General features: G+C 43.4%; 10 protein-coding genes. 6 read left to right on the top strand and 4 right to left on the bottom strand.

Annotation, left to right across the window (positions count from 1 at the left end):
• Positions 1–9 precede the first annotated feature (9 nt).
• Genes amaB through BLQ87_RS13780 form a run of 3 tightly spaced genes read right to left on the bottom strand, consistent with a single transcriptional unit; the run spans position 10 to position 3,556 of the window.
• Entirely contained in the window at positions 10–1,542 is a 1,533-nt protein-coding gene (gene amaB, locus BLQ87_RS13790; RefSeq protein WP_074607596.1) for an L-piperidine-6-carboxylate dehydrogenase, read from the bottom strand.
• Between the two features lies 1 nt (position 1,543).
• The gene (locus tag BLQ87_RS13785) at positions 1,544–2,455 is read right to left on the bottom strand and encodes a DUF1338 domain-containing protein (protein WP_074607593.1); all 912 of its coding nucleotides are present in this window, start codon (positions 2,453–2,455) and stop codon (positions 1,544–1,546) included.
• 6 nt (positions 2,456–2,461) lie between these two features.
• Positions 2,462–3,556: a saccharopine dehydrogenase C-terminal domain-containing protein gene (locus BLQ87_RS13780; protein ID WP_083361860.1), complete on the bottom strand. Its 1,095-nt coding sequence runs from the start codon at positions 3,554–3,556 to the stop codon at positions 2,462–2,464.
• Positions 3,557–3,632: 76 nt separating this feature from the next.
• Between BLQ87_RS13780 and BLQ87_RS13775 the strand changes: the two genes are divergently transcribed.
• Positions 3,633–4,529, top strand: a complete 897-nt coding sequence (locus tag BLQ87_RS13775) for a LysR family transcriptional regulator (protein WP_074607590.1) — start codon at positions 3,633–3,635, stop codon at positions 4,527–4,529.
• An 11-nt stretch (positions 4,530–4,540) separates the two neighbouring features.
• Here BLQ87_RS13775 and BLQ87_RS13770 read toward each other — a convergent pair whose 3' ends face one another.
• On the bottom strand, positions 4,541–4,891 hold the full coding sequence (locus BLQ87_RS13770; RefSeq protein ID WP_074607588.1) for an RNA recognition motif domain-containing protein: 351 nt from the start codon (positions 4,889–4,891) through the stop codon (positions 4,541–4,543).
• Between the two features lie 217 nt (positions 4,892–5,108).
• On the opposite strand from BLQ87_RS13770, the gene BLQ87_RS13765 reads away from it, so the two are divergent.
• From BLQ87_RS13765 to BLQ87_RS13745, 5 genes are all read left to right on the top strand, one after another.
• Positions 5,109–6,017 carry a lysophospholipid acyltransferase family protein gene (locus BLQ87_RS13765; protein WP_074607585.1) on the top strand — a complete coding sequence of 303 codons (909 nt, stop codon included), beginning with the start codon at positions 5,109–5,111 and terminating at the stop codon, positions 6,015–6,017.
• Between the two features lie 174 nt (positions 6,018–6,191).
• The gene (locus tag BLQ87_RS13760) at positions 6,192–8,516 is read left to right on the top strand and encodes a hypothetical protein (protein ID WP_074607583.1); all 2,325 of its coding nucleotides are present in this window, start codon (positions 6,192–6,194) and stop codon (positions 8,514–8,516) included.
• A 7-nt stretch (positions 8,517–8,523) separates the two neighbouring features.
• Positions 8,524–9,447 (top strand): aldo/keto reductase, encoded by a 924-nt coding sequence (locus tag BLQ87_RS13755; RefSeq protein ID WP_074607580.1) that lies wholly within the window; start codon positions 8,524–8,526, stop codon positions 9,445–9,447.
• Positions 9,435–10,607 carry an enolase C-terminal domain-like protein gene (locus tag BLQ87_RS13750; RefSeq protein WP_074607578.1) on the top strand — a complete coding sequence of 391 codons (1,173 nt, stop codon included), beginning with the start codon at positions 9,435–9,437 and terminating at the stop codon, positions 10,605–10,607. Before BLQ87_RS13755 ends, BLQ87_RS13750 begins: the two co-directional genes overlap by 13 nt.
• A gap of 15 nt (positions 10,608–10,622) precedes the next feature.
• Complete coding sequence (locus BLQ87_RS13745) at positions 10,623–12,182, top strand: SLC5 family protein (protein WP_074607576.1); 1,560 nt, start codon at positions 10,623–10,625, stop codon at positions 12,180–12,182.
• Positions 12,183–12,200 lie beyond the last annotated feature (18 nt).

Below are 12,200 nucleotides of genomic sequence, written 5' to 3'. Positions count from 1 at the left end.
GGGCGCTTGTTACAGGTCAAATTTAATCCCTTGGGCTAAAGGCAGTGTATTGGAATAATTGATTGTGTTGGTCTGCCTTCTCATGTATCCTTTCCAGGCATCTGAACCACTTTCGCGACCGCCACCAGTCTCTTTTTCACCGCCAAATGCACCACCGATTTCTGCACCTGAAGTGCCAATGTTTACGTTGGCAATGCCGCAATCAGAACCATTCACTGATAAAAAAGCTTCCGCTTCGCGCAGATTTAAGGTCATAATTGCAGAAGACAGACCCTGAGGAACGCCGTTCTGTAAAGCGATGGCTTCTTCAAGTGTCTTATATTTGATTAAATAGAGTATAGGTGCAAACGTTTCTTCCTGTACAATTTCGTAGTGGTTTTCCACCTCGGCAATGCAGGGTTTCACGTAACAACCGGAAACATAACGGTCACCTTCCAATACTCCGCCCTCAACAATAAAATTGGCCCCTTCAGTGTTGCCTTTCTCAATTGCCGATTGGTAGGCCATAACTGCATCCGTATCAATTAGCGGTCCGACATGTGTTTTTTCATCCAGTGGATCGCCAATTCGCAATTGCCCGTAAGCCCTGACCAGTTTATTTTTGAAATCTTCATAAATGTCTTCCTGTACAATCAGCCTGCGGGTAGAGGTACAACGCTGTCCTGCGGTACCTACTGCGCCGAAAACAGCCCCGATTACCGACATTTCGAGGTCGGCGTCTTTGGAGATGATGATGGCATTATTTCCTCCCAGTTCCAGGATGCTCCTTCCAAATCGGGATGCAACCGCTGAGGCCACGATCCGGCCGATTTTAGTGGAGCCTGTGAAAGAAACCAGCGGGATGCGCTTGTTATTATTGATCATAGTTCCGGCTGCATTTCCAATCAGCAGGTTGCTGATTCCTTCCGGCAAATCGTTTTGTTTTAAAACGTCAGCGATGATGTTCTGACATGCCAGCGCAACAATTGGGGTTTTGGAAGAGGGCTTCCAGATGCAAACATTTCCACATACCCAGGCTAAGGCCGCATTCCAGGCCCAAACTGCTACCGGAAAATTAAAAGCAGAAATAATGCCTACAATTCCCAGTGGATGCCACTGTTCGTACATTCTGTGATTTGTCCTTTCGGAGTGCATGGTCAGTCCATACAGTTGTCTGGACAATCCCACCGCAAAGTCGCAGATGTCGATCATCTCCTGCACTTCGCCCAGACCTTCCTGTAAACTTTTGCCCATTTCGTAAGAAACCAGCGTTCCCAGATCCTGCTTATGCTTCCTGAGCTCGTCACCAAACTGGCGTACGATATCTCCACGTTTTGGAGCAGGTACATTTCTCCAGAAAACAAAAGCTTGTTCAGCAGTTTTCATTACATGTTCAAAAGATTGTGCTCCGGCGGACTGAACTTCTGCAATCGCAAGCCCATTAACAGGGGAGTAGGAAGTGATCGCAGGAGTGCTTTCTTCCTTAAGCCAATCGTTACCTGTTGAGGTGCCGGAATTCGTTGGATTGATTCGTAATCGGTGTAATACTTCTTGTATATTCATTTTATTGATTTCCTTTAACCTGCTTTAAATAGGTGCTTTCAAATATTTTATCTGCATTGCTGGCTTCGAAGCCCTCTCTGCGGTGTTCTGGTCTGATGTGGTGCTGATCAAGTGCTGCAAACTCCGGCAACACCAGACGTTCTGCAAACTCCACATAGCTTCCTGCGATTTCCATTTTTTCTCCTTTTGCAAACACGGCTTCCTGCATCTCGGCGACAGTACTGCTTTGTTTCAGTAAGCCGTCCGGGCTAATTTTGATCTTGCCGCCTTCATCGTTCAGTCTGATGCCCAGTAATTCCACGAACTGGTTAAAATCGGACAGGTGATTGTATCCTTTTTTCAATTCATGTACACTAATCGTATAATGGTTCAGGTAATACCGGTTAAAAATAACCCAGGCCGCATATTCGCTTTCCGACAACAGATCCATATAATCCTGTTTTTCCGCTAAGCCCCATAAGGGCTCATTGAAGAATTTGCCGATTTGCGTTGAGTCATTCAAATCCAGGGAGTCCACAGGATCATGAGCGATGCCTGCGGTATATTTTTGAATGATTTGTTGCGCATGCTCCGACAATTCCGTGACCAGCAACTCACTGATAAAAATTCTCGGATAGTCAGAAGATGGTGGAGCATACCAATAAGCATTCAGCTTTTTTCCTTCAAAATGATAGTTGTTCTTTTTGGTGTAGCCATGGTGCAGGAAGATTTTCTCAAATGATTCGATCCCCAGATATGGTACTTTTAGCGTCCTGAAGGCAATATGGTCGTTGATAATTTCTTCCTGACTGTTAATTAAACCATGGCTCACCATAGCGGAGCTGATCTGCTGTACGGCGGGAACATTTTGCTGGTAACGGTCAAACAAAATATTCAAGAACTTGCCTAAGACGCTTTTGGAATTAAAATTCATCTAAATCTATTTAAGTAATTGTGCCTCTTCCAAAGTACCGGTTTCAAAAAGCTGTCCAGTCTGGGTAGCGAGTAATCCTTCGAAAGGAATGTCTTCCTGTTTGATGAAACCCTTCTCCGGCAATGAGCCATTGGCAACCATTTCCACCACAGCAACCAAACTGGCCGCAGTAGTCCAGGAGATGGCACGCCAGCTTTGACCATCTATAAGGATAGGAGAATAAGACTTGCAGAATTCATTACGTTTTAATGCACCGTTTTTCCATCCTTCTGCCGCTGCATAAATAAGTACTACATCTTCCTCAACTGGCGGTTTCGCATTCTTCAGGATGTCTTCCAGTTGTTGTTTGTCGTTTTTCAGGTGGAGTTCATGAATCAGAAAGTTCATCAGGTCGCAATGGCCTGGATAGCGGATCGTTTTATAATCCAGTTTATCGATCTTTCCTTCATAGGTTTCGCACATCGTGCCCAGACCTCCGGAAGTATAAAATGCCTCGTAACTTGCGCCTTCAATATTAATCGCCTCTTTTCCCTGCAGACTGATGACCTGTTTGCGTTTGCCGTTTTGAATCGCTTCAGCATCATTAATGTATTCATTCACTACTCCGGCAGCCGACCAGGTAAAGGAATATCCCATTTCCCCGTTTGGATACTTTGGTAAAGCGCCTACCCGCATTTCTATAGAACGTAGCGTATCAAAGTCTTTGGCTAAATTTGCACCAATTATGCCAATGATACCCGGCGCCAGTCCGCATTGAGGAGCCATGACCGAATTGCCCGATTCGCTTAGCTTTCTGATGTAATCAGTCGTCTCCACATCTTCTGTTAAATCAAAATAATGTTTGCCCTGTGTATGTGCAATAAGGGCAATGGATTTGTTCAAAAAATAAGGCAATGCCGATACTACCGCGTCATGATCCGCAATCAGCTTCTGCATCAGTTCAGTATCTGTTATATCTCCGGTGATCACCCTAAAAGGAAGCTCATAAGGATAATGTGGTTGCTCTTTATCCATTCCGGTCACTTCGAATTGTTTGCTCAATAAGACGCCAACTAATGTGCCTACTTTGCCCAGGCCAAGGGTAAGTACTTTCTCAATCATATGGTTATGCTTTGGTTATTTCTAACTCAAATATGACTACATTTATCATAAGTAAACGATATGAATTAATTAAGAGATGATAAGTACAGCTAATCAATTAGAGCTCCGGCAGCTGAGCTATTTTAAAGTACTGGCACAGGAATTACATTATAGAAAGGCTTCAGAGCTGTTGTTTATTTCTCAGTCTGCGCTGAGTCAGCAGATTAAGCAGCTGGAGAACATCTTGAAAGTACCCTTATTTGAAAGAACAAATAAGAAGGTTCTGTTAACAGAGGCAGGTGCCTTGTTTTACAAAGATGTACTGCTAGTGATGAATAGGGTAGAACATGCGGTGAACAACCTGAAACTCTATAAAGATGGAAATACCGGGCAGCTCAGGATTGGATTTGTGGCATCGGCAATGGAATCTGTACTGCCGGCATTGCTGAAGCAATTCAATACCGATTGTCCAAATATCAAATTTCAGCTTGATGAGCTGAGTAATGCGGATCAGCTGACAGAGTTGCAAAATGAGCGGCTGGATATTGGATTCATGCGCTCAAATCATGTTCCTGATGGCTTTACCAGTCAGCAGGTAGGAACGGAAACTTTTTCAGTGGTATTACCAGCAAATCATCCGATAAATAAGAAGAATTTCCGGGACGTCGGACAGTTGATGAACGAGTATTTCATATTGTTCCCCAATGAGCAGAGCCAGTTGTATTATCAGCAGATCATTAATTTATGTGCCGACAGGGGATTTGCGCCGAAAGTAGCCCATCGATCGATTCATACGCCAACGATATTCCGCCTGGTCGAGAATGGTATGGGGATTTCTATTATTCCAACCTCACTGGCCGTATCTGAAAATCCAAACCTAAAGTTTATTGAATTGAAAAATATCCCGCAAAGAACAGCGCTGTACGTAGTCTGGAAGGTAAATAACAGTAACCCAGCGCTACCCTATTTATTGGAAATGTTGCCAGGAAAATAGGATGTCTGTCACTATAACCGCGGCCTTCTCTGGCGCTTTTTAATGGGCAGGGAATTTCTTTCCACTTTTAAGTATTCCGTTGAGATTGGGGGTGTGGGAGTTACTTCCACGCTGTCTTTTTCTTTGGATGCAATGCGAACGCTCAGTTCGCGTCCTGCCAGTAAGGTGCCATTCAGTGCTGAAACGGCATTCTCAGCCACTTCTGTGCTCGACATCTCAATAAAACCATAGCCCTTACACTTTTTAGTCGCCCTGTCGTAAATGAACTTGACAGTGTTTACTTCGCCATGTATACTAAACAATTCCGCAAGCTGTACTTCATGAATTTCTGGCGGAAATCCACCGACAAAAAGTTTTTCCATCAATATCCTGTTTATGTGAATACAAATATAAGGCCTTTGCGCAATTGTGCCGCATTTTATGCCCAAATTATCATTTTATTGACTCCACGAAGCTGGTCATTCCTACCCGATCTATCCGGCCTGCACCTCGTGTAATTTTGAACAGTGTAAAAATCTAACAATTCCATGGCAATTAGTATTGACTCTAAGTTTAATTTTGCATGATAATTCAGCCGAAATGATTAGAAAAGGTTTCTCCCATATTGGTATATTTTTACTGACCTCTATTTCACTCCTGCCTTTGTTTATTTTGTACAGACTGGCAGATGTGCTTTATTTGTTGGTATATCATGTTTTTGGTTACCGTAAAAAGGTGGTTAGAGAGAACCTGAGCAGGTCTTTTCCCGAAAAAAGCCCTGCTGAAATTGAGGTCATTGAAAAGACGTATTTCAAATATCTGGCCTCACTGGTCATTGAAATTGTGAAAATGAAAAGCATTTCAAAAAAGGAGTTGAATAAGCGGGTAAAATTTAAGAATGTGGATTTGGTAGAAGCTTATTTACAAAATAAAGAGAGCGTACTTTTCTGTTCTTCACATTATGGTAACTACGAATGGGTTTGTATGGCCATCGGACTCACCTTTTCAGCTGAGCATTTTCCGATTTACAAACCTTTAACCAGCGAGCCTTTTGACAATTGGTTTTTGAAAATGAGGAGTAAATTCGGAAACCATATGGTATCCATGCGTCAAACTTTAAGAGCGATTCAGGCGAATAAGCAGATCACAAGCGTGTTTACTTTCGGCAGCGATCAGGCGCCGCCAAAAGATGAATCTATCTATTGGACTACTTTTCTAAATCAGGAGAGTTCTATCCAGCTGGGGATCGAGAAAATAGCAAAGAAAACGAACAGACCCGTCTTTTATCTGAAAACAAGCTACGTAAAACGTGGCTACTATGAAGTAGACTGCGTTCCGGTTTGTTTAGATCCTTCAAAGACTGTGGAATTCGAAATTGCAGAACTTCAGGCCCGCATCCTTGAAGAAATGATAAATGTGGAGCCTGCCTATTGGTTATGGAGCCACCGCAGATGGAAACATAAACGGCCAGCGCCTCAGGAAAGCCATCGTGCTACTGATTTGGTTTAAATGAGGGGCAACCTTAGCTATCTGATCACATCCATATCATAGATCGCATCCCTTCCGGGCAATCGTAAATTAATATCGTGCAAAGGCAAAAATAACATCTGTAATGATCAAATTAGATGTAGTATGCTACTGTTTGCAATAGAATATTTGTTTACACACATAAATGAATTAAAAATGACATCCTTAAGAAGGGTTTTTGGCACCTTGGTTTGCTGTTCATGGAGTTTTGCCTCTTTGGCACAGCCGCCGCAAGAACCTGTTAATAAAATTTTAGCGAATTTAAATGGTTCGTTAAAATTTTCAGTAAAGCAGTTTAAGGGAACTGATCTGATTTCTCAGCAGATTTTTGGCAGGAATAGCTCATTGCAGACAAATACCGGAACATGGAATTTACAACTTAAACAGACACTGGTTCCCGGACATCCTGAGGCAGTTGATATTTCTGCCTCTTTTAAGATCGAAGCGGGTACAGCCCAATCTTCTGCGGTGGACGCCTCCTTTAATTTTAGTCAGTGGAACCCTGATAATTATGTGCTCGTTCCGGCCTCTGTTTATAACGGGAACCGCTACCGCGTTATTGGAAATGGATATAACCCGGATTATCCAAAGGATATGTATTATAATCCATCGGTTCCGCTTAGCATTTCCAATAACCCCCGTTTATCTATTGAAAAAGGGATGGTCTCTACGGTTCAATTGCAAACAGGCAATGCGGCTACGCCGGCGATGTGCTTCTTTTCTGAAAAAGAGAAGAAAGGTTTTATAGTGTTGACAGGGCAGCAGACCAGACTGGGCAATAATGGCCTGACGATTTCAGAAAATGCAGGAAAAGACAGTTGCTATTTTGGCATTTCTGCGCCGGCAGTACGTAAACTGGCGCCAGGATTTGGGGATTTTCACAAAAGTGGAGACCTTGCTCCGGATTGGAAAACAGGTGATGAACTTACACTCAGGTTTAGGGTATATGTTTTTAATGCAGAAAGCATTCCTGCACTGCTGACCAAATTTATGGAAGTGCGTAAGGATCTTTCAGGCCCTAACCATCCTCGTAATCTGGTGCCAATGAGTAAAATGTTTGAAGTGGTGTCGACAATTACCCGGGGCCGTTTTGTGCAGGTTCCTGCTGGTTCCTACTATTTACCGGAAAACAACAACGACTTTCAGCTGGGATGGGTGAGTGGAATGATGAATACCTATCCTATGCTTGCACTTAACGATGAAAAGGAACGTAAACAGGTTGCCGCCGAGCTGGATTTTGTAGTGGACAAGCTTCAGGGAAAAAGCGGATATTTTTATGGTGGGATTACGGCCGGTGGAGAAATCAGGCCGGAAAAAATGCACCCTGATTTTAAACCTGTACAGGCCATGGTCAGGAAAAATGCCGATGCTTTGCTGTGGTTTATGAAACACCTGATGTTGTTGAAAACCCAGGGCCATGGAAATATCATTAAACCAGCATGGGAAACTGCGGCTAAAAAACTTGCAGCTGCTTTTGTAAGAACCTGGAAAAAATCCGAGGAATTTGGTCAGTATATCGCCCCTGAAACAGGAGAAATAGCGGTATATAATTCTACTGCGGGCGCCATCGTTCCGGCGGGTTTGGCCCTGGCTGCCGACTATTTCCGGAACAAAGAATTCCTGAATGTTGCAGCTGATGCGACGAGATTTTACTATCGCCGGGATGTGCAAAAGCAGGGGCTTACCGGCGGCGATTGCGGAGATATCTCTCAGGATGCCAATTCAGAATCGGCATTTGGTTTTCTGGAATCAATCATGGCTTTGTATCATTATACAGGTGATACACAATGGTTAAAAATGGCGGAAGTTCAGGCTGCATTGTGCGCCACCTGGACCATCTCTTATGATCCTGTTTTTCCTGAAAACAGTGCCATTGGGAAACTCGGATCTCCTATGGCCGGCGCGGTATGGGCAAGCATCCAGAATAAACACGCGGCACCCGGAATCTGTACGGCTTCGGGAGATTACCTTTTCAAATTATTCCGTGCTACAGGAAACATAAAATACGCTGATCTGATCAGGGATATTCAACATGCACAGGCAGAAGCCGTGAATATGCCGGGACACATCACCACCGATAACCTGATCGGGTCTTCAATGGAGCGGATTCAGCCAAGTGACGCGGAAGGGAAAGGAAGTATCGGTAATTTTATCAATACCCGCAACAGCTGGACGGAAACCAATGGCATATTGATGGCGATGGAACTTCCAGGTATTTATTTGCGCCCGGAAAGCAGGAAGCTGTACGTGTTTGATCATGTGGAGGCTAAAATCCTTGAAAATGCTAAAACATGGACGATACTTTCGTTGCGCAATCCAACTGATTACGATGCCAGTGTTTCCGTTATGGCGGAAACGGAAAAACAGGCCGGAAATCCACTGAATTATACCGCTTTTGTAAACTGGCCCAAAGTAAAAGTAAAGGCCGGAGAAACAATTAAGGTAAAGATTAATAAGGCGGGAGTGGCCAGTTTATTGTAAATTGTAAATGACAAAACAGGAAATGACATTCTCTATCAAAAATCGATTGGTGTTAGGTACAGCCGGACTCGGCGGTGTCTGGGGCAGGGTAGAGGCCGAAGCGTCTGTAGAAACCATTTTGATTGCTTTAGATCAAGGTATTTCAGCGATAGATACTGCTCCTGCTTATGGAGATGCAGAAGAGATGGTTGGCTCAGCATTGAAGCAATGGACTGGCGAAAAACCATTGATCAGTACCAAGGTTGGGCGTTTAAAAAGCCATCTGGCAACTGAAGCTTATTATGACTACAGCCCGGAGGGTATGAAAAAAAGTCTGGAAAACAGTCTTCAGACGCTTGGTGTATCTGCTGTCGATATACTTTTTCTACACGACCCCTCAGCCATTCCGGAAGCTGAAATAGAACGGATCCTACAGCAAATGCAGGATCTTAAAAATGAGGGATATACCGGAAAATTAGGTCTTGGAGGAAATGCACCCGCGTTCCTGGAGCCTTATCTCGAAGATCAGCTGTTTGATGTGGTCATGGAATACAATAAGCTCAATGCATGTTGCATAGATGCGCTAGGTACCACCGTTCCCTTTTATATAGAAAGTGGAAAAGAATATTATGCAGCCAGTCCACTTAATATGGGTTTACTGGGCTGTAATTTTTCCGGGTTTACTGCATCTCCTCCCGACTGGCTCAACTTAGATAGTGTGGAACAAGCCAAAAAAATAAACGAAATTGCACAAGAATACAATATTCCCTTACCCATTCTCGCCCATCGATTCCTGATTAGTCTTCCTTATCCGGTTAAAATCGTTATTGGAGCAGCGAACCCACAACAACTTACAGATACGCTGTCTGCATTCAATACCGGAGCTTTACCTCCGGAGCTATATTTTAACATCCTTCAGGCACTCTCATCAAAACATAAATGCATCAAATAGATAACGAAATTTTTAACATACAAAAAATCCGTATCCGGGTTTTAGAGCAAGTTCCTTCAGTTACTTCTTTTCAGGACGCAACTATGGGACCTTTCCCGCACTTCGGGATTTCGATCATTACCATTGAGGACGAAGATGGAAATATTGGAGAAGCACCAGTGTATCATACCTATATCAATATCCTGGAATCCTGTTTATTTCCAATTCTGTTCCATAGTCATTCTGTCCCCTATAAGGACTTTTATCCTAAATTGTATTGGTCTATCAGAAATGAGGGGTTTAAGGGAACGGCGGCAGCTTTGCTTGGTCAGATTGACATGGCCTTATATGATTTGGCGGCGAGAAGAAAAAATATGCCTTTGTACCGATATATAGGCTCCCAGCGTAATGAAGTGAAAATGTATGGAAGTGGAGGAGGGACCAATTACACGTATGCGGAATTAGAGCAGGAGTTACAGGTGTTCATGGATGCCGGAGCAAGCTGTTATAAAATGAAAGTCGGAAAGGATTTTGGGACTAAAATTAAAGAAGACATCGCCCGGGTAAAATTTGTACAGCAGTTCTTGGGTAATAGAATGAAGCTGGCAGTAGATGCCAATCAGATCTGGTCTTGTGAAGACGTTTATCGGTTTATAGATGGTGTTGGAGAAGAGGGGCTCTGCTGGCTGGAGGAACCGGTACACTCCGCTGCTTACGAGCAGATCGAGAAACTTTGCCAGCGGGTATCTGTTAGCGTAGCCTATGGTGAATCGGAACGCACGGCTAAAATTTTTCCTACGCTGGTCAACTGTGGGGTGAGTCACCTCCAACCGGTTCCAACACAGATAGGTGGGGTAAAGGAATGGATGGAGGTCAGGGACCTTTGCGAGCGGAATAAAATACAGTTCTCTTCCGGTGGATATTCCTTATATTCAACCGCGCTTATGGCTTCTGCTGAAGAGAGCAGTATGGTCGAATATCTCTATTCCATCATGGATGGTCTGGGACAGTATTTTTTAGTGTCTCCAATATGGAAAGACGGAAAATTTATTCTGCCGGAAACAGAAGGATTTCCCGTAAGGATAGATTGGGAATATTGTTATAAAGAAAATAAGATCATTCGGGAAAGGGTATGGGAAAAGCAAAATGTCCGTAAGTACAATCCTGTTGTATCGATGTAATTAACCAAATATATTTTGAATTTATCGTTTAATCAAGCCGATTATTTAGTCCTGGGATGTTACATCTCGGTTTTGTTCTTTGTTGGATTTTACCTGAACAGAAAAGAGAAAAGCCAGCAGGATATTTTTCTCGGTGGAAGAACCCTTAAATGGTGGCAGATCGGTTTTTCTATATTTAGTGCCAATGCCGGGCCGATGATGTTAATTGGTTTTGCAGGGATAGGGTTTTCCCATGGGATAGTTGGTAGTAATTTTGAATTGCTGGCCTGGATATTTCTGATGTTGTTGTCTATGATTTTCCTGCCCTATTACCTGAAAACCAAAATCAGTACCATTCCACAATTTTTGCTGATCCGCTTTGGAAAACGGTCTTATAACTTTCTGGTCATTTACAGCTTAATCTCCATACTGGTAGTTTGGTTAGGAAGTGCCTTATATGCCGGTGGCTTATTAATTTCCGGGATATTTGGCTGTTCATTGCTGACAGCCATTGTCGTCATTGCCCTTATCGCCACTAGCTTTACTGCTGTCGGCGGTTTAAAAGCGGTTGTCCGGACTGGTGTTTTCCAATCGGTGATCATCATCGTATCTTCCATCGTACTTACTTTTTTAGGTCTTCAGAAAATTGGCAGCGTAGACACGTTGGTGAGCCAGACGCCCGCCTCTTACTGGAAACTTTTTCTTCCTACATCGGATACCGAATATAACTGGATTGCTATTGTTTTGGGCTATCCTGTTGTGGCCATCTATTACTGGTGTGCGGATCAGACGATTGTACAAAAAGTACTGGCGGCAGAGAATTTAAAAGAAGGACAATACGGTGCAATATTCATTTCCCTTCTTAAAATTATCATGCCCTTAATCTTCATTCTTCCGGGGATTATGTGTTATGTTTTATTTAAAGATACCGCGCAGCCCGACAGTGCTTACATCACGATGGTTAAAAACCTGATGCCTCATGGTTTACTTGGCTTAAGTGTGGCCGCACTGATTGCCTCATTGATTGATACCGTGTCCTCGAGTTTAAACGCTTTCTGTACGGTCTTTACTTTAGATGTGGTCACGCAAGTCAGACCACTAAATCAGCAGCAGCAGGTGAAAATGGGAAGGTGGATTACTGTCGTTGCAGCAGTATTGGGGGTAGGGATTTCCCTGCTTTTCTCTTATTCAGGAAAAGACTTTTTTGAGCTGAGTCAGGGGCTGGTTTCTATACTTGCACCTCCGCTATCTGTGGTTTTCCTTGCGGGCATTATCTGGAAGCGCGTGAACAGCATTTCGGTCGAAATCGTACTTTATGGGGGAGGAATGATTTGTTTGATCTTGGGCGCCTGTCATGTATTAAACTACCCTTACAAGGGATACTGGCCTCATTTTCTATTGCTTTCCTTCTATATATTCGTAGCCCTGGGCATCGTAATTGTAATCAGCACATTATTGACAAAACCCCGGATAAAGCCGGTGATCCCTTCATTGCTGGAAACAAAGGCGGTGGTAGTAGACAATTCCAGGTCGATTTGGCTGATATGGCTGGGCCTGGCGTCGGTTATGGTACTGATCTATATTCTTTTTAATTAAATACACTTATGAAACCAT

The sequence above is a fragment of the Pedobacter steynii genome (assembly GCF_900103665.1).
Taxonomy (GTDB): domain Bacteria; phylum Bacteroidota; class Bacteroidia; order Sphingobacteriales; family Sphingobacteriaceae; genus Pedobacter; species Pedobacter steynii.
This window is presented reverse-complemented; position numbering and strand designations above follow the sequence as displayed.